The following is a 21,162-nucleotide window of genomic DNA, read 5'->3' as shown; positions in this document are numbered from 1 at the left end:
GAAACGCGTTACAAACCTTAAGATTCAATTAGAAGTACTTTATAAACATTAGCGTAGAGGTAACGTGTTTATGTGCTAGTTTATGAAAAAACATCAGCAAAGGCGGAGAAAATATGAGTACACAGTTTCCAAAAGATTTCCTGTGGGGTGGAGCAGTTGCTGCTAATCAGCTCGAAGGCGCTTATCAAGAAGACGGAAAAGGCTGGTCCATTCAGGATGTAACTCCTCGTGGTGGTTGGGGACCGGTGACGGATGTACCAACAGAAGATAATATGAAGTTGATCGGTATTGATTTTTACCATCATTATAAAGAAGATATCAAACTTTTTGCGGAAATGGGCTTTAAAGTGTTCCGTACTTCCATTGCTTGGTCACGTATTTTCCCTAAAGGTGACGAACTTGAGCCTAATGAAAAAGGCTTGCAATTTTATGATGATTTGTTTGATGAACTTCATAAATATGGTATTGAGCCACTCGTTACATTATCTCACTATGAAACACCTTTACATTTGTCCAGAGAATACGATGGTTGGGTAAACCGTAAGCTTGTTGATTTCTATGAGCGCTATGCAACAACTGTATTTAATCGCTACAAAGATAAAGTTAAATACTGGTTGACGTTCAATGAAATCAACTCGATTCTTGAAGCACCATTCATGAGTGGCGGGATTAGCACACCAAAAGATCAACTTAGTGAACAAGACCTTTATCAAGCTATTCACCATGAGCTGGTAGCGAGTGCAAGAGCAGTAAAAATCGGTCATCAGATTAACCCTGATTTCAAAATTGGTTGTATGGTACTGAGTATGCCTACTTATCCGCTGACACCTAATCCAGACGATGTGATTGCAGCAATGGAATTTGATCACAGAAACATGGCATTTGCCGATATTCATGCAAGAGGTCAGTATCCAGGTTACATGAAACGTTTCTTCAAAGAAAACGGAATCTCTATTCATTTTGAGCCAGGTGATGCTGAAGATCTGAAGCATACGGTTGATTTTATCTCGTTCAGTTATTATATGAGTACTTGTGAGACGGCTGACGAAGCTAAAAAAGTCAAAGGTGAAGGTAACATCCTCGGTGGGGTTAGCAATCCGCATCTCGAGGCAAGTGAGTGGGGCTGGCAAATTGATCCGCAAGGTCTGCGCTATGTGCTGAATACATTTTATGATCGCTTCCAAAAACCACTGTTCATCGTTGAAAATGGTCTGGGTGCTGTGGACGAGCTTATCACCAATGAAAAAGGTGAAAAAACGGTTGAAGATGACTACCGGATCAACTATCTGAATGATCATTTGGTTCAAGTTGGGGAAGCGATTGAAGATGGAGTAGAGGTTCTGGGCTATACATCTTGGGGCTGTATTGATCTTGTCAGCGCGTCGACTGCTCAGCTTAAAAAACGTTATGGCTACATTTACGTAGATCGTCATGATGATGGCAGCGGTACACTTGAAAGATATCGAAAGAAATCGTTCCACTGGTACAAAGAAGTTATTGCTACGAACGGTGAAAGCTTGAAGCGTTAATTTATAAATAAACCTGTAACTAAATTATAAAATAAGTTATAAAAACATAATGATGTTTTTTACGTGGCGACCGCTTCTGCTTATTATGGGGGAAGCGGTCGCCAAATTTTTTCATGAGCGTCATTTACGACAAGTATCTAACTACATAAACGGAGTGTGGAACAAGCTATGACAGAAAAAGAAAAATCACAATTAAGGCTCCTATACAATGCTAATTATGATGAAGAATTGATTGAGGAATGTTTATACGCCAAAGGTCTCTGCTACGAGTATAATCAGCTCCATCCTAGAAATATGGAAGAACGAGAAGCACTCATCAAAACTTTATTAGGAAAGACAACGGACAGATTCTTGATTGAGCAACCTTTTGTGTGTGACTATGGGTAAAGAAACATTTTTGCACAGATTTGTTCAGGGAATAGTGTAATAATGAACGTAAGAGGAACATTTCTAAATTACAATGGTCTATTCAGAAAGGAAGGAAAAAATATGAAATTAATGTTTATATCAGATATTCACGGTTCGCTGTACTGGTTGCAATTAGCACTGGAAAAATTCAAGGAGGAGAAAGCTGATCGTATTGTCTTGCTTGGAGATTATATGTACCATGGACCGCGTAATCCGTTACCGGAAGGATATAACCCGGCGGAAGTGGCTGCTATGCTGAACCAATACAAATCCCACATTGCAGTGTCGGTGCGCGGGAATTGCGATGCAGAAGTGGATCAGATGTTGCTAGAGTTTCCAATGATGGGTGACTATGCTTTGCTGTATCATGAAGGACGGCGAATCTTTGTCACGCACGGACATGGTTTTAGTATCGGAAATTTGCCGCCACTGGAAGCAGGGGATGTGTTCATCCAGGGACACACTCATATTCCGGTAGCAGATGTGGAAAATGGGGTCTTTGTACTGAACCCTGGTTCGATCGCATTGCCAAAAGAAAACTACCCATCCTCTTATGGTGTGCTGGAGGGAGCACAATTTACTGTGAAGGATTTTGATGGCAGTATAGTAAAAACAATCACCTTTTCAAATTGATTTCCCCTAAATTTCCATGTGAATTATTAAAACTTTTCCGCTTCGATTGAGACAAAGATCATATTATTGTATGATAGGAGCGGAGTCTACATTTTGAAAAGAAAGAGAGCTTCAATACATGCAAATTAAGGATTCACATTATAAGATGCCGCCTGAATGGGCGCCACATGAACGTACGTATATTTCCTGGCCTGTACAATCTTCAATGGTTTACCCGGAGATGCATGCCGAGGTATGTAAGGGTTATGCCGAAATTATAAGTGCTATGGCGGAATTTGAGCCTGTTACCGTAGTCGTAAATCCAGATGATCTGGAGAGCGTTAAAGCGCTTGAACTTGGGGAACGGGTAGAACTGCTGCCGATAGAGCATAGCGATGCATGGCTACGTGATAACGGTCCAACTTTTCTGACAGACGAACATGGTCAGTTGGCAGGTGTAAACTGGAAGTTTAATGCCTGGGGCGGCAAATATGCTCCATGGGATCTGGATGACCAGGTTGCGCCGCAAATTCTGGACCAACTTGGAGTTCCACGGTTAGATGCACCGCTAGTAATGGAAGGCGGTTCACTGCACGTAGACGGCGAAGGCACCCTAATTACAACCGAAGAGTGCTTGCTTAATCCCAATCGCAATCCGGAACTAAGCAGAGAAGATATTGAACGGTACGTATGCGAATATACAGGTGCCGAGAAAATTATATGGTTAAAACGTGGACTCAGTGGCGACGAAACGGATGGTCATGTGGACAATATTGCTTGCTTTGCTGCTCCTGGCAAGGTCATTATGCAAGTATGTGATGATCCTGAGGATGAAAATTACGAAATCACGCAGGAAAATCTGCGCATTTTAGAGCAAGCAACGGATGCCAAAGGTCGTAAGCTGGAAGTGATTCAGATCGGCCAACCTCCGCGTGTGGATTATGAAGACAGCCGACTGACACTGAGCTATATTAACTTCTACTTTGTGAATGGCGGCATTATTTTGCCAGTATTTGGCGGAACTGCCGCTGAGAGCGATCTTGCAGCCCAGCAAGTACTAGCAAAAGTATTTCCGAATCGCAAGATCCGCACTGTAGATGGTATGGCAGTTATCCGTGAAGGCGGTAATGTACACTGTACAACCCAGCAGATGCCTGCTGTAAAGCGTTAAACGATACAACATTCATAAGGAGGACTAAGGTGAGAAAAGTAAAAGTGGCAGCAACTCAAATGAGCTGTTCTACCAATATTGAAGAAAATATCAGCAAAGCAGAGAAGCTGGTACGTGAAGCGGCAGCCCAAGGCGCGCAAATTATTTTGCTGCAGGAATTGTTCGAAACTCCGTACTTCTGCCAGAAGGAAAAGTCTGATTATTATGTATATGCAACTGAGCTGGAGCACAACAAAGCGGTTAATCATTTCAAGAAGATTGCCAAAGAATTGCAGGTTGTGCTGCCAATCAGCTTTTACGAAAAGAAAAACTATGCTCGTTACAACAGTCTTGCTGTCATTGATGCAGACGGCGAAGTGTTGGGTAAATACCGTAAAAGCCACATTCCGGACGGTCCTGGGTATGAGGAAAAGTTTTATTTTAATCCGGGCGATACTGGGTTTAAAGTGTGGAATACACGTTATGCCAAAATTGGGGTAGGCGTATGCTGGGATCAATGGTATCCCGAGGCGGCCCGCTGTATGGCGCTTATGGGCGCAGAGATTTTGTTCTATCCGACAGCGATTGGTTCTGAGCCACAGGATTCTTCCATTGACTCCAAGGACCACTGGCAGACCTGCATGCTAGGTCATGCAGCTTCCAATCTGATTCCAGTCATTGCTTCCAACCGCATCGGAATGGAAACAGATGAAGAATCCAGTATCAATTTCTACGGCTCATCATTTATCGCCGGACCTCAGGGGAACAAAATCACAGAAGCGAGTCGTACTGATGAAGAAGTGCTTACTGCTGAATTTGATCTGGACGAGCTCGAAGTAGGGCGGATCGAATGGGGCATTTTCCGTGACCGTCGTCCCGAACTATACAAAATGATTGCTACCTATGATGGTGATCTAAAAGTATAATCTGTATACAGATAGGTATATTTCCCTTGCTGTCAAGCCGTGATGTTTCTTTTCTGAACTCACACGGCTTTTCGAGCAAGGGATTTTTGGTTTCTAAATGGAATACATCTTGTGATAGATCGGAGGAAGAAGAATAGCAATGAGGCATAAGGGGATAGACCAAACGTTCACACACTTACAAACTTCGGCCGAAGAAGATCAAGAGTGGGAATACTCGCGTGCAAGAGATATGGCTATTTTGGGCTTGTGGGACGAATATACGCTATCTGCGCAGCGTTTATGTGAACGAATGGCTACCGTAACCCGTCAAATCAGACCTTCGGAGTACGAGACGTTCCCAACTCAGTTTGAATGGCTGGAACAAAGAGAAACAGACTTGATTATTGATGGAATATGGTCAGCTGATTTACATGGTGATCATTGTCTGTTTGTGAATATTGGGGAGCATCACCCAGAATGGCATACATCGATTGAAGCTTATATTTGCGATACGCAGGTGATTGACGAGGGATTTTTCCTTCAATATTTGAACACCTCTCCTAAAGCTAGGACCTACGCATCTTCATTCAGAAACAATGGATATGCTACAATGTGTGAACTACTGGACAGATATGTCAGGGAAGGAAAATTGGAGCGTAGACCCTTCGGCTTCAAAAGAACGAATGCGTAGGTGAATAACGAATAAAAGTATGATTTTGGTTTGAGTGAAAAGGAACATTTCTCAAAGGATTGTTCCTTTTTTTATGTAGGACTATATTTTACCCATAGACTGAAACTATGATTCAGTACATAAAATAGCATTAGAATTTATAGATTGAATGATATAAAATCAAATCATAAGGAATGATCGTAATCAATAAAACTTCGATATCCTTTAAAGTGAAAAAAATCACATATATGAGTTATTTAATGAAACTTGAAAATGAAATTTGCAAACCTGCAAGGAGGAAGAACAATGAACTACTATCCTGCGATATTTGAACCTCTGACCATACGGCGCATGACCTTGAAGAATCGGATTGTAATGCCCCCAATGGGAACCAACTTTGCTGCCATGGATGGAAGCTTTGTTCAGGATCATATTGACTATTACGTGCAACGGGCTAAAGGGGGGACTGGCCTGATCACAGTAGAAAATGTTTGTCTGGATTTCCCCATGGGAACGAACGGGACAACCCAGCTGCGGATGGATAATGATCAGTTTATTCCTGGACTGTTTAGATTAACAGAAGCCCTGCACTCTTATGGGGCATGTGTTTCTGTACAAATTAACCATGCGGGTGCTTCGGCTTATGCGGGACGACTGAACGGAGTTCAACCCGTATCCGCTTCGAATATTCCTTCTAAAAAGGGTGGAGCGATCCCAAGACCTCTGCAAAAAGAAGAAATTTATGCCATTGTGCGTAAATACGGCGAAGCAGCGGGAAGAGCGCAACGAGCTGGGTTTGACTGTGTTGAAATTCACGCAGGACATTCCTACTTGCTGAGTCAGTTTCTTTCGCCAGTGTATAATAAACGTACGGATGAATTTGGCGGCAGCGCAGAAAACCGTACTCGTTTTGCCAGATTAGTCATTGATGAAATTCGTTCAGTGGTGGGTCCATTTTTCCCCATTTGCTTACGTTTTAGTGCGGAGGAGTTCACAGAAGGTGGGAACACCTTGGAAGATACACTGGAGTTACTGGAGTATCTCAATGATGAGGTAGATATTTTGAACGTTTCCGCAGCTCTAAATGATTCCATCCAGTTCCAGATTGACGGGATGAACCTGCCTGATGGTTGGCGCTCATATATGGCCAAAGCGGTAAAAGAAAAATTCGGAAAGGTCACGATGACCTCGGGTAATATACGGAGCCCACAGGCTGCTCAGGATATTTTGGCAAGAGGTGACGCTGATCTTCTGGCAATGGGCAGAGGTTTGATCGCAGAACCGAACTGGGTGCTTAAAGTGCAAAACGGCTACGAGCATTTGCTTAGAAAATGCATCTCCTGCAACATTGGTTGTGCCGATCACCGTATCTCCAAAAGTAAACCAATTTGCTGTACGGTTAATCCGGATCTGTTCAAGGAAGCTGAATACAGGAAACAACGAGTTAGAAACAGTGTTCAAGTCGTTGTGATCGGTGGGGGCACAGCGGGGATGGAAGCTGCCTGTACAGCGGCTGAGGTAGGCTGCAAAGTAACCCTCTTCGAAGAAAGGCCAGAACTGGGTGGCCTCGCGCGTGATATTGCTTGCTTACCAGACAAAACGCGCATCAATGATTTCCCAGATTATCTGATTCAGCGCACCAAGCAGTTAACCAATCTGAACATTGTCACGGGTACAAGAGCAGATATGTCGATGATTAGTGCTCTGAATCCTGATATTATTGTCAATGCAACAGGGGCCAAGCCACTGCTTCCACCCATTGCAGGTCTACACGATCAACTAGGCAAACCGGGTACAAAAGTATTTTCCATCTTTGACCTGTTGAACAACATGGAGAACTTTCAAGAGTTTGAAGGCAAACGTATTGCTGTAGTGGGTGGTGGAGCCGTGGGACTGGATGTTGTAGAATATTATGCGGAACGCGGGGCTCAAAAAGTTTCTATCATTGAGATGATGCCTTTATTGGGCAAGGATCTGGATATGATTACCCGCATTTCAATGATGAAAATGGTGGAGGAAAGGGGAGTAAATGTCCATACAGAGACGGCTTTGACAGAAGTGTGCAGCGACCGCTTCAAAGTAAAGCATGGAGAACAGGAGTTTGAGATTCCTTTTGATCTAGGGTTCGTATGTTTGGGTATGCGTTCATACACTCCACTGATGGATAGCTTGCTTCAATATGGAAAAGAGCATCAGGTAGAAGTTGTAAATATCGGAGACAGCAAACAAGCGCGTCGTATTATTGATGGCACCCGTGAAGGTCGGAATATTTTGAAAACCATTCAACGGGTAGACGAATTTAAAAATGAGTTCTCCTATTCTTACTAAATTGAGGGTATAGGTGATAGGTATTTATGACCAACAACTCACTTTATATTCAGGTTGAAGAGACAGTTTGTCTTTTCAGCCTTTTTTATTTGGATTTATGCTGGCAAGAAGATTGATTCCTTTGTCATTTTAAAGGTAAACTATGGAAGGTATAACAAGGCTATTAGCGTGGGGGGATGCGAGCGTGAGTCAATTTTTGAGTGAAATTCCAGGTGCCAGCGCATGGAGGAACGTGCAAGAAATTCATAAAGGCTGGTCCAGTGACAGCAAATATTTTATTCAAACCACTGACGGTAGAGATTTGCTGCTGAGAATTTCGAATATCACCCAATATGACAAGAAACAGCGAGAATTTGAATCCGTAAAAAAGCTGGATCATATAGATAATGTTCTAATGTCCCGTCCGCTTGGTTTTGGATTGTGCAACAACGGACAGTCGGTATACTCTTTATTTACCTGGGTCAACGGGGAGGATGCTGAAGGAGTTATCCCCACATTAAATGCAGAACAGCAGTACCAACTTGGAGTTCAAGCTGGAAAGGTATTGGCTAAGTTGCATGAGATTTACGCGGAGCAAGATCGCGTCCCATGGGCTGAACATTATAATGCCAAAATCAACAGATATATCAGAAACTATAAGTCATGCGGTATTGCTTTAAAAGGAGCAGATCAAACGATAAGTTTTATTGAGCAAAACCGTCATCTATTAGAAAATCGCCCCCAGACATTTCAGCATGGGGATTATCATGTGGGCAATATGGTGATTACCTCATCTGGTGAACTGGGTATCATTGATTTTAATAGACTGGATTATGGCGATCCCTGGGAGGAATTCAATCGTATCACCTGGTGTGCGGGATTAAGCCCATTATTTGCTTCTGGTCGTATTCACGGTTATTTCAATAACGATGTGCCGGATTTATTTTTTAGGTTAATGGCACTGTATATTGCAAGCAATCAGATTTCATCGATTCACTGGGCCATTCCATTTGGCAAAGAAGAGGTAGACGATATGGTGCAACGAGCTGAAGAGGTTTTGGAGGGGTATGATTACTTTCAAACGGTTATACCAAAATGGTATCTACCTCGTTCACCTGAGTAGTAAAATGTGAAGACCGCCGCTCCTGAGAGTGACGGTCTATTTATAGTGTTTTATGATTGTTTCTTAATCTTATAGGTGAATTCCCAAACGGCCAGTTTGAAATATTGAGGAGAATCTCCTCTATTCTATTTATCGATTGCAGCCAAAGGAATTGTTAATGGTTGGTAAAAAAATAGTTTAGTATTTTATTGCATCACTTATGACCTAATATGATTATGACCTAAATTTTAGTAGAGAAAAGGATGGGGAAATCTGATGAAAAAAATATACAGAGAACAAGAAATCATAGTGATGACCATTAAGCTGCTCGAACAAACTTCGATGTACGAAGAACAATATGAGCAATATGTAAGACGACCTTTTCGTACGGATTTTTATGATGATCTGAGTCCGTATGTGAAAGTTGGCAAACAGGGGTATACGCTACAGATGTACGAAAGAGGCGTACAGATGCTGAATAAGCTTACTCAAGATGTAGAGGATGTGATGTATTGGATCATCGAAGATACAATTCATATCATTTCTCATCTAAATCTGCTTCGCAAATATAAAGTAGATAACCAAAATACTCATCTAAAATATACCAAGGAGATCATGAAGGAGCTGACAACAGCAATGAATAACGCATTTTATGAAATTGGAGGAATCTATCAGGAATGGCATGAAGCGAATAGAAGGGCAACGTTGGAAAACCCATTAAAGTAAATAAAACTTAAAGAAACAGTTGACAATCATGAAGCAGAAATTTACAATTTTATATTAGTGATAATGATTATCAATATCACTATTTTTAAGTATGCTCTGCAATTACTATATTTCAAAGGAGAATTTATAACATGCATCATATGATGAGCAAGAAATCTTACATGATTTTATGTGCATTATTCGTAATGATCTTCGTTATTTCAGGATGTGGAAATGCTGGAAGTTCCTCAGATTCATCTGCTCAACCTGCATCTTCCACGAAAGAAGAGGCAGGCGGTGAGTCTGGTACACGTACAGTCTCTACGATAAAAGGAGATGTAAAGGTGCCCGCTAATCCCCAACGGGTAGTGGTCAACTGGTATATTGGCGATGTATTCACGCTGGGAATCAAGCCGGCTGCGGTATTTGGTTGGAAACAAGAAACTATGCCTTTTTACGATAAGTTTAATGGGATTCCTGTTATTGAAAAGTGGGAGACCGAGGAAATTATGAAATACGATCCTGATCTCATCATTACATATGACACAAAGGATTATGATAAGTTGTCCAAAATTGCGCCTGTTCTTGTAATACCTGAGGGTAAAATGACGTCTGTGGAACGGTTGAAATTCCTTGGTCAGGCCACAGGACATGAAGCAGAAGCGGATAAAGTGATTTCACAGTTTGAAAGCAAGCTGAGTGAGGCCAAAGAAAAACTTAATTCCGATATATTCAAGGACAAAACATTTAGCATTTTCGAGGACTGGGGCAGTGGATCCTACGGAATATATTATGAAACAGGCTCACGGGGAGGAACGTTGCTTTACGATTTTCTAGGACTTCACAAACCGGAAAAGCTCAATACATTGATTAAAAATTCCGGAGAGAGTCGAGGCTCTTTATCCTATGAGGTAGCTGCTGAATACTTTGGGGATTATGTACTGTGGTTTAAGCAGGAAGGCAAAGAATCCGAATATGCGAAGACCAAAATCTGGAGCAGTATTCCAGTCGTCAAAAATGGGCACATTATCGAAATTCCAGCGAAATATGCAGGACTTTTCTATTATTCAGACGTTGCTAGTATGACAGGACAGCTAGATTATATTATTGGTAAATTACTGGAACAGACGAAGTAACGATGCATAATTGACCAACTAAGGGTGTAATCGATGTCTACTCACAAAGAGCGAAATAAAAAAGGAATATTTCATTTTGTAAGCTACATGATCGTGGGCGTGTTCCTGCTCTTGGTAGTTTCCGCAGCATCCATCACCTTTGGTGCTGCGGAGATGAGCTTGAAGCTGGCGTGGGGGGCTGTATTTCAATTTGATCCCAATATTACGGAACACCAAATCATTCATACTTTGCGTTTTCCACGCACTGTGGCAGACATCATTGTAGGGTGCAGCTTGGCTGTGTGCGGGGCTATTATGCAGGGAACCACTCGCAATCCATTGGCCGACTCGGGACTCATCGGTATAAGCTCAGGCTCGACATTTGCTATTGCGCTATGTATGGTCTTTTTACCAGGTCGCACCTACGGAGAGACCATGCTGTATTCTTGTTTAGGTGCAGCAATCACGACAGGAATTACGTACTACATCGCATCTATAGGCAAGCGGGGAATGACTCCTCAGCGCTTAGTGCTAGCAGGAATGTCCATTTCCATGCTCTTTGGTGCGTTTAGCACTTTTCTTGCTATTAAGTATGAGATTGGTCAAGCACTTGATTATTGGTCTGCTGGTGGTACTGCTAGTGCCAAGTGGAGTGAACTGGCTTTCATTTCACCACTATTTGTAGTGGGCTTGGTCTGTGCTATCGCCCTTTCTCCCTCCATTACGATCTTGAGCTTTGGAGAGGAGGTGGCGTCAGGCTTGGGAATTCGTGCGAATAGAATTAAGCTATTTTCAACCCTAATCGTATTAATTCTAACGGGGCTATCGGTTATTGTTGTCGGTCCTGTTGGCTTTGTAGGTTTGATCGTGCCACATATTATGCGATATCTGGTCGGTACAGATTATCGATATATTATTCCCGCCTCAGCGCTGTATGGCGCAGTCTTTCTACTGGCAGCAGATTTGCTGGGTCGTATGATTAATCGCCCTCATGAAACGCCGCTGGGCATTATTTTTGCTTTGGTCGGAGTACCCTATTTTCTCTACCTTGTGCGCAAGCAAAGGAGGGAGTTTAGTTGAAGCTGTCCCGCAATAGCAGGGGTATAAGCATTATTTTACTGTTAACCATGTTGACACTGCTGGTTGCTGTACTTAGCATGAATGTCGGGAAAATGAATCTGTCCCCACTCGAAGTTTTCAAGGTCATCATCGGCGAAGGAACGAATAAGCAGAACCTGATCGTATTTGAATTTCGACTGCCACGTATTGTGCTTTCCGTATTAGTGGGTATTGGCATGGGGATATCGGGTTGTATTATGCAAAGCTTGCTCAAAAACGACATGGCCAGTCCGGGGACACTAGGTATCAGCTCGGGCTCAGGGTTATTTGTGCTTTTGTATATTACGCTGTTCGCTAGTGAGGGATTACTATCGCCTATTATTCTTCCAGGGCTGGCTTTTGCAGGCGGACTAACGGCAGCTTTCTTGATTTTTATGTTTGCTTTCAGGCGGGAAAGAGACATTTCGCCTACAGGCATAATTTTAACGGGTGTTGCTATGGGGAGTGGCTACAGCGCATTGTCGCTGATACTGACGCTCCGACTAGACAAGCAACAGTATGATTTTGCTCTGCGTTGGCAGGCTGGAGACCTGTGGGGGGACGACTGGAGCTATATAATGGTGTTGCTCCCCTGGGTGCTGATTATCTGCCTTTACGTTTTTTACAGGTCTAACACACTCAATACGCTCAATTTGGGAAATCAGACAGCATCGGGGCTCGGCGTAGCCATTAAAAGAGAATTTATCGGCTTGACGATCGCAGCAGTGGCTCTGGCTTCTGGTAGCGTGGCACTTGGTGGAAATTTCTTTTTTGTGGGAATGGTTAGTCCCCATCTGGCTCGCAGGCTGGTAGGTCCCAATCATAAGCTACTATTACCTACCACTGCATTGGTTGGTGCACTGGTCATATTAATTGCTGACACACTTACACGGACAATCAGTTTTGGTGCTGATATTCCAACCGGAATCATAATTACTATCCTGGTTACCCCTTATTTCCTCTATTTGTTGTCAAAGGCCAATTAAATGTAGATCAATGAAAGACCCTAACCCATGTCCATGGAAAATATGGCTGGGTTAGCGTCTTGTAATTAAACCTAATCTTTGGCATAATTTAAACCCAAGCGATAAGCTTGGTCCAGCAGTATTTCATAATGACCGGAATTTGAACCCAGTGTCTCATCTAAGAATTCAACCTTGGAATTGGAAACACCGCAATAATCTGCAATACCCACATTCAGCAAATGAGTAATCATTTCATCATAGTTGCGCTTTTTCAGCTGTTCTTTCGAAACGCCGGCCAAGCCAATCCATAAGATATGCTGATGATGAAGGTTATTCGAACCGTACGCAAACCCATTGTTCCATACACGATCAATATAACCCTTCAGCATAGCTGGCAAATGCCACCACCAAAGTGGAAAAATAAATGCCAACGCGTCATGCTCCTTCATCCGCTTTATTTCCATTTCTACTTCAGGGGAAAAGGACTGTTCCTCAACGGACCAATCCGGTTCATCTACTCCTTTTAAAACAGGATCAAAACCGATCCCATGCAAATCCAATATCTCATAATCGTGGCCTGCATCGGCAAGACCTTGTACGAAACGACCGGCAACCTTAAAGGTCAAGGAATCTTTTCTCGGATGTGAAACAACGACGAGTACTTTCATGTTTTCACTACCTTTCTTAATAGGCTAACTTCTAGGCATGCTCAATGCTTGCTGCTATTATAAACAGTAGGAAAATAATCTGGAAGTACGCACTTTTACGTTCTATAGGATGATACAGGTGCCATAGGAACATGGAAGTGCCCTAGGTAGATTACCTAAACTGACCTGGGTCACGAATTGAAGTGATGGGTTGTTCTGAGCAAACGTAGCCTTCTAAAGGAGGATTAAGGAATGAATGAACCGACCAAAAATAGGGTTCAAAAGAAGTATCAAGTTGGAGTGGAAGCAGCTTTAGAGGTAATGGGAGGAAAATGGAAGCCTTTAATTATCTACCATCTGATGACAGGACGGAAACGATCGTCTGAGTTTCGTAGGTTAATGCCCGGTATTACTCAAAAAATGCTGACCACTCAGCTCAGAAGTCTGGAAAAGGATGGGGTTGTTACACGAAAGGTTTTTAATGAAATCCCACCTAAAGTGGAGTATGAGTTAACGCACTACGGCTGGGGATTAAAACCCGCGCTAGATCATTTATGCTATTGGGGAGAGGATCACCTGGATAAGATCCATGGAGACAAATTCAAGGTTTTAGAAGAATTCCAAGGCTGCGACTGATATTAAGCCCTCACAAAGTATTCAATCAGATAGCTTGTGAGGGCTTAACTGTCCGTAAGACAATATAAAAGGCTAACTGTCGGTCATTCCGTTGTCATAACTTAATTGCCATTCAATTCCGAACCTATCCTTGAGGCTGCCGTAACATTTGCTCCAGAATGTTTCTTGAAGTTCCATGTTTACGGTCCCGCCTTCTTTTAACTTATGAAAGTACGATCGAATTTTCTCTTCGTCCTTATTGACGATGGCGAGGCTGATGTTGTTTCCCGCAACAAAAGGCATACCAGGAAAAACGTCTGAAAACATCACATTACTACCATCAATTTGAAGCCGCGTATGCATGACCAAATTTTTGGCTTCTTCTGGTAGAGGATAATCGGGGTTGGGCGGTGCTTCACCGAACGTCATGATCTTTGGTTTCTCAGTCCCAAATGCCTCTGCGTAAAATTCTGCTGCCTCGCGACAGTTTCCATTAAAGTTAAGATAAACATCAACTGACATGTGTTTCACTCCTTTAAGGATCATTATTTTTCCATACTATACAATCTCATTTCATTATTTACCTGCAAACAAACAAAAATACAATAAGATCCATTTTACAAAAGTATTTGCGGCTTAACATGTTCAATTTTTAAAACAAATGGGCATTATGATCAAAGTAATGGTATGATAGCTTAGTTAAATCTGAACGACTAGTCATGGAGTGATTATATGGGTGGAAAAAGTAAGGGTGGCGGAACCGGCAGAGGTACGGGAAGTAAAGGCTGGACACGCTGGAACAAAACGGCGAAGCCTGTAAAGAGAAAAAGCGCTGCTACCGGTGCACCAGGAAATACAGCGGCAGGAGCTGCAAAAGGCGGCGCTGCCAAGCCAATTGGTAACAGAGGCGGCAGAAGTAAGTAGGCCGAGCATGTATAGGGTTGTTTTTAAAAGGCTAACATCTGATTACGTACGCATAATCAGATGTTTTTTTAGTGGATTAAAGACGTACCGCCTGTATTGATCCATATTTCTCATACTACAACGTAAAATAGGTGAATCATGCGAATTAACAAGTACATTAGTGAGACAGGATTCTGCTCACGTCGGGAAACGAACAGGCTGATTGCAGCAGGGCGAATTACAATTAATGGCAGCGTATGTGAAGCGGGCGCGGAAGTAGAGCCACTGGATATCGTGTTGATTGATGGGAAGCCTATTCCGATTAATCATAGTGAACCCGTATATTTGGCATTAAATAAGCCTATCGGCATTGTATGTACGGCAGCGGAGCAAGTGGAGGGCAATATTATTCGTTATGTCAATTATCCTTCACGTATTTTTGCCATTGGCAGGCTGGATAAGGCGTCAGAAGGGCTCATTTTATTAACGAACGATGGAAGCATTGTTAATCAAATGATGCGTTCCGAGCATGGTCATGAGAAGGAATATGTGGTGACTGTAGACAAACCTGTTACAGATGAATTTACACAGACCATGTCTCGTGGCGTTGAAATATTGAACGTCATTACCAAACCGTGCAAGGTTGATCGTATAAGCGAATACGAGTTCCGTATTATTTTGACACAGGGTCTAAACCTGCAAATTCGTAGAATGTGCAAGGCTTTGGGCTACAGGGTGCTTAAGCTGGAGCGTGTTCGAATTATGAATATTACATTGGATCATCTGGAGCGTGGACAATGGAGACATCTTGAGAAGGAGGAACTGGAGCTACTTCTCGCTAAATTGCAATAATGAGTACAACAAAAGTTTATTTGAAGGCAATATGTTCATACGGCCTACGCAACTTAGTGATACTTTTTACGTAATTTCAACGAGCCGCCTAACTTACCCACCAGCCATAGCACAATAGGAAACACAATACCGAAAATCATGGCGTAAAAAGGCCATACTGAAAAAAACTTGTTTATAAATTGCATGTTTGGCCAAATAGAATGAACCATTGCTATTGCGATTAGGATCAAAGGAACTAAGAGAGAGTTAGCGTTTCGAAGGCGAAAAGCATCTGCAAGCCCTTGTGCTGAAACATATAAAAGCAGTGCGAGTCGGAAAAAAATAGTGACAAACCAGAACACTGCAACGAAAATTTCAAACCGTTGAAGAAACTCTCCGCTACTGATTGTTCGGTTAATAAAAAAAGTAGGAAATGTCAAATTAGATACAACACCTTCACTCATCACGGCGATTATTTGTAGAACCATGAGAAAATACATGCCGCCGCTAATCAAAGCAGATGTTATCACTGTCTTTCTCCACTTTTTTGGATCAGGGATGTACTGTGCAAAAAAAAGATACAGAAATGCCTCAAGATAGGGAAAGGCAAACAAATTGAACGAAGCGAGAACGATAGGGTTCAAACCATACTCAAAAATAGGGAGCACATTATCTATTTTGCTCTCAGGAAGAAGGGTAATCCTGACTAAAAGATACAGAACAAGAAGGAAAAAAAACAGGATTTCCGCACAACGGCCAATTACAGCTGGGCCTGATCGAACGGCGAAATAAATGACTATAAGCATGATGAAATATATGGCGTCGGGGGAGTTTCAGGCATAATAGCTATCGTGATAAAGTCGCCTAGATTTCGAAGCGTCATGATGAACACAAGAAAGGGAAAGAAAAAAATGAAAACGATACTGATCGTTCCGCCCAAGGGACCGAAGAGGCAACGGAGATGCTCTACGAAAGATTTCCCCTGTATTTGCCTAGCGATGGAGGTATATAAAGGTATCAATAACAGATGAAACCCTAAGGAGACTGGGATGGAGAGCCAGGCATCTTGTTTAGCGGCAGCGGTAATTGCCGCTGGGAGTACCAGATATGCGCTTCCTATTTGATATAATGCAAACCACATAATAGCTTGCCGAACGGTCAAGTTGGAATTCACCCTAATACCTCCTTAAGATAACATTTCTGTAAGTAACCGACTTATCGGTTGAAATAGGATTTGAATGCCCGTTAGTGGAGTCGGCAGTTTAATGCTGACGATCCGTAGGATAATCAATATAACGCCTATAATCAACAATATTGAGCTGAATACAATTTCACGTACATATTGTTTCTCTTTAAATTTTTTAAACTCATACAACGATGTTAAAATGGAAGTTACGAGAATCACATAAAGCATATGCATTCACTCCTGATTGTGTATTCCCATATCAATTGGACTAGTAATGTCTCCGAACCGAACTAAACGATAATTGAGCTGAATATCCACTTTAAGTGTTTGGAATTTTTGTGGCCAATCCTCTTTCCATCTATGCCATTCACGCGGGAATTTGCGGTGAAAAGCTTCTCCAAACCCGAATATATCGGAACCGATTTGTTGTGCGTGCGAAATGCCTTTCTTCAAAGACTGTTGCAGATGCTCTTTAGCTGATTCTTGAAGATCTCTAAATGTCTCTTCATTCTTAGGGTTGGCATTGCACGAGATTGTTCCGATATTGGATTCTGTATCCACAATAAGAGAAATACGCGGCTCATGGTCTATTATTTCTGGATGTATTTTTACTTTGGAACGGATTACTTCAACAACAAATTTTCCTTTGGAATTCGGACAATCGATGGAAGCTACGGTACTGGAAACACGGTTGGATATATAGGTAAATGCTTTACTTTGTGAATCATCCATCCAATCGATAAGTCGATCGCCCTTGAAAACACCAATTCCAGTGAAAAAATATTTAACATGTTGAGGCGACTTTGTCACATTATCAATAGTCAGACCTTTTTCTACGTTTGTCAGTCGAATACCGGTGAGAACTGGTTCAATGCCATCCTCCGTAAATTTCTGCAAAAGATCTTTTACATTGACCGCGGAAGTTGGAGCCCATGCTTTTTCAGAAATCTTTAATGCTTTATACATATCCATTGCAGGCAAAACCTCGGTTGGAGCTACAAAAGTAACGGCTTCCTTTGCCGAGTTTTCTCTGACAACGGCCAAATAGAAATCAGGCCGAACTTCATGATCACGGAATAGAAAGTCCAGCGGCTCCTTGATTCCTTTTTTTGCGGTTTTCTCATCAAAAATGACAAACTTTAAGTGAGACATATACATTTTGCGGGACGATTCCGTTGTTAATTTTCGAATAGCCTCAAATATGGTATCGGCGCGTTTGGAAAAAACGATCGTTGGCGTCCGTTCCGTGGGGGAATTCTGAGACATTTTCGATGGGTCAACCACCTGTAAACTGACTTCATATTGGTCATCAACAGCATCAATGCCCAGAGCCATCACGACGGAAATTGCGCTCAATTCCTTACTATTCCAACAACCCGTAAGAAACACCATTAGCCAGATGCACATAAACAGTAATAAAATGGTGGATCGATACGAATTCATGATGGTCTACTCCTTTAGTTTTTGCGATGTTTTTTTGTCCTATATGGAAAACGCAATATTGCGTCCCTCTGCTCCGACGATTTGTAATTGGCAAAGGGGCTCAAATACGGTACACCGAATGAATGAAGCCCATTCAGATGTACAAAGAGCATAAGAATACCAACAGTCAACCCGTACACACCAAACATAGCGGCTATGCCTATGAAGGCGAAACGTAATATCCGGATTGGAATGGCAAAGGTGTACGAGGGAATGACAAAGCTGGAAATGGCCGTTATTGCAACAACAATGACCATAACAGCCGAAACGATGTTTGCTTCTACAGCTGCCTGACCGATCACGATGGACCCGACAATAGAAACGGCTTGACCAACCGTCCGTGGCATACGAAGACCTGCCTCCCTCAGAATTTCAAAAACCACTTCCATGATCATCGCCTCAACAAATGCGGGAAACGGTACTCCTTCACGTTGCGCGGATAAGCTTAATAATAAAACGGTTGGAATCATATCCTGATGGAATGTCGTTAATGCGACATAAATGGCCGGAGCCAACATACAGATTGCCAGGCAGATGTACCTTAATATTCGAATGATACTGCTGTAAACAAAGGATTGATAATAATCTTCTGCCGATTGAAGGAAATCTGCAAACACCGCAGGTGCAAGAATGGCGAAGGGAGATCCATCCACAAATATCGCTATTTTCCCCTCCATAATTCCTGCTGCAATAGAGTCTGGGCGATCTGAATTGTAAAAGAGCGGAAATATCGTGAGTTGTTTATCATGGAGACATTCTTTCCAAATATTCGCTTTCAAGCACGCCTTCTACATGCATGTTCTTTAACTTGGATATCATGTCCTGCACCTTTTTTGGGTCAGCGACCCCATGTAAATACATGACGGATATATCGGTCCTAGTTTTTTCACCAACTTTCATGGTAGTTAGACGTACTCTTGTATCCTTCACCCTTCGGCGAACCATAGTCGTATTCGTACGTAAAGTTTCTGTAAACGCTTCTTGCGGACCACTGGCTGCGTCTTCGAGTCCGAAATGCTGCGTTCTTCCCATCCAGGCAAAGAAATGACCAATCCTTCATCCATATCGTCTAGGAGGAGGAGAAGACCACCTGAGAGGATCTGTTCCAAGGCATCTTCAAAGTTTTGAGTAAAGCTTGCTTCACCAATGTCCAAAATTGCGTTTTTCAATAACGGTAAAGTGATCTCGTCAGAGGAGACACGATCATGCAACGGACGGATCACATTGTCCTGTACCTTTTGCATGTCAGTCATTCCGTCCAAATAAAAAAGAGCGGCGTGTTTATGACCAGCTGTGATTTCACGAACAACAAAATCCGAACTATTACCCATGAAGTCACAAATGAGCTCGATATTCCGGCATAATTGTCTTGAAAATTTGGTATGTAACTTCATTGCTACCCTCCTCAGATTCGTAGTATTAACAATAATCCGAAATAATACCACAATAATCCATGATTAATTATTCAAACAGGCTACAGATGACTATCCTTTTTTGGAATAGTTTACTTGTGTAGTATAATATTTTTGACGGATATTCTTTACTGTCAATTCATTTAAACATCCAAATAGAGAGGTATTTGATCATGCTATTCATTACAAAAAAATTGATCGACAAGCTAGCAGAACCTCATAGAGAATCTGACATGCTCATCTGCTATTCAACTCCACAGAGCTTTTCGGCTTATACAAGTCGAGCCATATTACTCTTAAATAATGATAGGATTATTATCCTTTTCCTCAATCTATTTTCCACAAAAGTAGTACAAAAAGTTGAATATGAAATAGCTGATTTACAAGAACAAAAATATCATTCTGGACACCTGTCTTCTGCAATATGGTCATTTAAAATCAAAGGCCAGCACAGTAGGTTCAGGATAATCAAAAAAATTCTTACGCTTGGCTCTATGCAAAGAGATTTTCTAAATTTCTTGCAACAAAATATCTTAAACTAGCGACCGATTAGATCGGTAATTCCTGTCTGTCTAAGGCAGAGACACTGGAAGTACTTAATGAGGATAAGTGATGAAGGTAATATTCGGTGTTTTTTTGTTATATATCATTGAAGGGAGGAATTCTACATGAATGAACTACTTATAAAAAGCGATGGAATAGAAATCTGTAGTGAGAGTTTCGGCGAGCGAGTTCACCCAGCAATATTATTGATTATGGGCGCTCAATCCTCACTGATCTGGTGGGAGGAAGAATTTTGCCGGCGTTTAGCTGATACAGGTCGGTTTGTCGTTCGTTATGATAACCGAGATGTCGGACGTTCTACAACTTATGAACCGGGTCAACCAGACTATACTTTTGAAGACATGGCAGATGATGCGATTCGAGTTTTGGATGCTTATAAGATTGAACAAGCGCATATCGTAGGGATGTCTATGGGCGGAATGCTGACTCAGATGATAGCTCTACGACATCCAGACAGAGTATTAACGGTGACTCTTTTAGCCACGTCCAATTTTGCTTTCGATCTTCCACCGATGGAGGAAAAGGTTATGGACTATTTCTCGAATATGGAAGCAATAGATTGGACGAACGAACAATCGGTGGTTGATTTTGTGGTAGGTAGATCAAGAATTCTAGTAGGTTCAAAGCATTCCTTCGATGAGAATAAGGTGTATCAACTGGCAAAAGAAGAATGGAAAAGAAGCAATAATATGGCTAGTATGAATAATCACGCAATGCTGTCAGGTGGAGAATCCTATTTGGCCAGGACAGGGGAAATAAACGTTCCTACACTGGTTATACACGGTACTGAAGATCCGATTATCCCTTATGAACATGGAATACATCTTGCTAACGAAATTCCGCGTGCGTTTTTACTGGCATTGGAAGGTGCCGGACATGAGATTCACTATGACGACTGGGATTTGATTATCGATTCAATTTCAAAACACACTTCGATGCCAAATTAGTCTAATCAG

Annotated in this window: 23 protein-coding genes and 1 pseudogene; 16 read left to right on the top strand and 8 right to left on the bottom strand. The window is 42.0% G+C overall.

Features of this window, described 5'->3' with window-relative positions:
• Window positions 1-113 precede the first annotated feature (113 nt).
• The 12 genes from BN1546_RS25780 to BN1546_RS25725 all read left to right on the top strand — a co-directional run bounded on the left by BN1546_RS25780 (window position 114) and on the right by BN1546_RS25725 (window position 12,587).
• A complete protein-coding gene (locus tag BN1546_RS25780; RefSeq protein WP_090739263.1) occupies window positions 114-1,529 on the top strand; it encodes a glycoside hydrolase family 1 protein in 1,416 nt (471 codons plus the stop codon).
• Window positions 1,530-1,697: 168 nt separating this feature from the next.
• Window positions 1,698-1,916, top strand: a complete 219-nt coding sequence (locus tag BN1546_RS25775; protein ID WP_255305621.1) for a maltose acetyltransferase domain-containing protein — start codon at window positions 1,698-1,700, stop codon at window positions 1,914-1,916.
• A 102-nt stretch (window positions 1,917-2,018) separates the two neighbouring features.
• The gene (gene yfcE, locus BN1546_RS25770; protein WP_090739262.1) at window positions 2,019-2,570 is read left to right on the top strand and encodes a phosphodiesterase; all 552 of its coding nucleotides are present in this window, start codon (window positions 2,019-2,021) and stop codon (window positions 2,568-2,570) included.
• Between the two features lie 118 nt (window positions 2,571-2,688).
• Window positions 2,689-3,720 (top strand): agmatine deiminase family protein, encoded by a 1,032-nt coding sequence (locus BN1546_RS25765; protein ID WP_025677842.1) that lies wholly within the window; start codon window positions 2,689-2,691, stop codon window positions 3,718-3,720.
• 29 nt (window positions 3,721-3,749) lie between these two features.
• Window positions 3,750-4,625 (top strand): N-carbamoylputrescine amidase, encoded by an 876-nt coding sequence (aguB, locus tag BN1546_RS25760; protein WP_013371044.1) that lies wholly within the window; start codon window positions 3,750-3,752, stop codon window positions 4,623-4,625.
• Window positions 4,626-4,764: 139 nt separating this feature from the next.
• Window positions 4,765-5,295 carry a hypothetical protein gene (locus tag BN1546_RS25755; protein WP_090739261.1) on the top strand — a complete coding sequence of 177 codons (531 nt, stop codon included), beginning with the start codon at window positions 4,765-4,767 and terminating at the stop codon, window positions 5,293-5,295.
• A 285-nt stretch (window positions 5,296-5,580) separates the two neighbouring features.
• Window positions 5,581-7,602 (top strand): NAD(P)/FAD-dependent oxidoreductase, encoded by a 2,022-nt coding sequence (locus tag BN1546_RS25750; RefSeq protein WP_090739260.1) that lies wholly within the window; start codon window positions 5,581-5,583, stop codon window positions 7,600-7,602.
• 184 nt (window positions 7,603-7,786) lie between these two features.
• Entirely contained in the window at window positions 7,787-8,704 is a 918-nt protein-coding gene (locus tag BN1546_RS25745; RefSeq protein WP_058711092.1) for an aminoglycoside phosphotransferase family protein, read from the top strand.
• 255 nt (window positions 8,705-8,959) lie between these two features.
• Window positions 8,960-9,409, top strand: coding sequence for an immunity 63 family protein (locus BN1546_RS25740; RefSeq protein WP_090739259.1), 450 nt, complete (start codon window positions 8,960-8,962; stop codon window positions 9,407-9,409).
• A gap of 131 nt (window positions 9,410-9,540) precedes the next feature.
• The gene (locus BN1546_RS25735; protein ID WP_090739258.1) at window positions 9,541-10,524 is read left to right on the top strand and encodes an ABC transporter substrate-binding protein; all 984 of its coding nucleotides are present in this window, start codon (window positions 9,541-9,543) and stop codon (window positions 10,522-10,524) included.
• A gap of 33 nt (window positions 10,525-10,557) precedes the next feature.
• Window positions 10,558-11,583, top strand: coding sequence for a FecCD family ABC transporter permease (locus tag BN1546_RS25730; RefSeq protein ID WP_090739257.1), 1,026 nt, complete (start codon window positions 10,558-10,560; stop codon window positions 11,581-11,583).
• Complete coding sequence (locus BN1546_RS25725) at window positions 11,580-12,587, top strand: FecCD family ABC transporter permease (RefSeq protein ID WP_090739256.1); 1,008 nt, start codon at window positions 11,580-11,582, stop codon at window positions 12,585-12,587. The genes BN1546_RS25730 and BN1546_RS25725 overlap by 4 nt, the downstream gene beginning before the upstream one ends.
• 71 nt (window positions 12,588-12,658) lie before the next feature.
• Here BN1546_RS25725 and BN1546_RS25720 read toward each other — a convergent pair whose 3' ends face one another.
• Window positions 12,659-13,234, bottom strand: a complete 576-nt coding sequence (locus BN1546_RS25720) for an NAD(P)H oxidoreductase (protein ID WP_090739255.1) — start codon at window positions 13,232-13,234, stop codon at window positions 12,659-12,661.
• A 231-nt stretch (window positions 13,235-13,465) separates the two neighbouring features.
• Here BN1546_RS25720 and BN1546_RS25715 point away from each other — a divergent pair, with 231 nt between their 5' ends.
• On the top strand, window positions 13,466-13,849 hold the full coding sequence (locus BN1546_RS25715; RefSeq protein ID WP_090739254.1) for a winged helix-turn-helix transcriptional regulator: 384 nt from the start codon (window positions 13,466-13,468) through the stop codon (window positions 13,847-13,849).
• A 72-nt stretch (window positions 13,850-13,921) separates the two neighbouring features.
• Here the strand turns inward: BN1546_RS25715 and BN1546_RS25710 are convergent, their stop codons facing one another.
• A complete protein-coding gene (locus tag BN1546_RS25710) occupies window positions 13,922-14,350 on the bottom strand; it encodes a VOC family protein (protein WP_013371055.1) in 429 nt (142 codons plus the stop codon).
• Window positions 14,351-14,560: 210 nt separating this feature from the next.
• On the opposite strand from BN1546_RS25710, the gene BN1546_RS25705 reads away from it, so the two are divergent.
• Together BN1546_RS25705 and BN1546_RS25700 are read left to right on the top strand one after the other, a co-directional pair.
• Complete coding sequence (locus BN1546_RS25705; RefSeq protein ID WP_013371057.1) at window positions 14,561-14,752, top strand: DUF3934 family protein; 192 nt, start codon at window positions 14,561-14,563, stop codon at window positions 14,750-14,752.
• 138 nt (window positions 14,753-14,890) lie between these two features.
• Window positions 14,891-15,583, top strand: coding sequence for a pseudouridine synthase (locus BN1546_RS25700; protein ID WP_013371058.1), 693 nt, complete (start codon window positions 14,891-14,893; stop codon window positions 15,581-15,583).
• A 53-nt stretch (window positions 15,584-15,636) separates the two neighbouring features.
• On the opposite strand, the gene BN1546_RS25695 is transcribed toward BN1546_RS25700, so the two are convergent.
• The 6 genes and pseudogenes from BN1546_RS25695 to BN1546_RS28290 all read right to left on the bottom strand — a co-directional run bounded on the left by BN1546_RS25695 (window position 15,637) and on the right by BN1546_RS28290 (window position 19,561).
• Entirely contained in the window at window positions 15,637-16,368 is a 732-nt protein-coding gene (locus BN1546_RS25695; protein ID WP_255305620.1) for a GerAB/ArcD/ProY family transporter, read from the bottom strand.
• A complete protein-coding gene (locus tag BN1546_RS28300) occupies window positions 16,359-16,703 on the bottom strand; it encodes a GerAB/ArcD/ProY family transporter (protein ID WP_255305635.1) in 345 nt (114 codons plus the stop codon). Before BN1546_RS28300 ends, BN1546_RS25695 begins: the two co-directional genes overlap by 10 nt.
• Before the next feature lie 45 nt (window positions 16,704-16,748).
• The gene (locus tag BN1546_RS25690) at window positions 16,749-16,976 is read right to left on the bottom strand and encodes a hypothetical protein (RefSeq protein WP_013371060.1); all 228 of its coding nucleotides are present in this window, start codon (window positions 16,974-16,976) and stop codon (window positions 16,749-16,751) included.
• Window positions 16,977-16,982: 6 nt separating this feature from the next.
• Complete coding sequence (locus tag BN1546_RS25685) at window positions 16,983-18,191, bottom strand: Ger(x)C family spore germination protein (protein WP_013371061.1); 1,209 nt, start codon at window positions 18,189-18,191, stop codon at window positions 16,983-16,985.
• Between the two features lie 14 nt (window positions 18,192-18,205).
• Window positions 18,206-19,009 carry a spore germination protein gene (locus BN1546_RS28295; RefSeq protein WP_255305619.1) on the bottom strand — a complete coding sequence of 268 codons (804 nt, stop codon included), beginning with the start codon at window positions 19,007-19,009 and terminating at the stop codon, window positions 18,206-18,208.
• Window positions 18,975-19,561 (bottom strand): annotated as a pseudogene (locus tag BN1546_RS28290) (spore germination protein). The gene BN1546_RS28295 and the pseudogene BN1546_RS28290 overlap by 35 nt, the downstream one beginning before the upstream one ends.
• 749 nt (window positions 19,562-20,310) lie before the next feature.
• Here BN1546_RS28290 and BN1546_RS25670 point away from each other — a divergent pair.
• The gene (locus tag BN1546_RS25670; protein WP_090739253.1) at window positions 20,311-21,153 is read left to right on the top strand and encodes an alpha/beta fold macrolide esterase; all 843 of its coding nucleotides are present in this window, start codon (window positions 20,311-20,313) and stop codon (window positions 21,151-21,153) included.
• The last annotated feature ends 9 nt before the right edge of the window (window positions 21,154-21,162 follow it).

The organism is Paenibacillus sp. Mc5Re-14 (assembly GCF_001049835.1).
GTDB classification, from domain to species: Bacteria; Bacillota; Bacilli; order Paenibacillales; family Paenibacillaceae; genus Paenibacillus; species Paenibacillus polymyxa_C.
The sequence above is the reverse complement of the archived record's forward strand: the minus strand, read 5'-3'. Positions and strand labels throughout refer to the sequence as shown.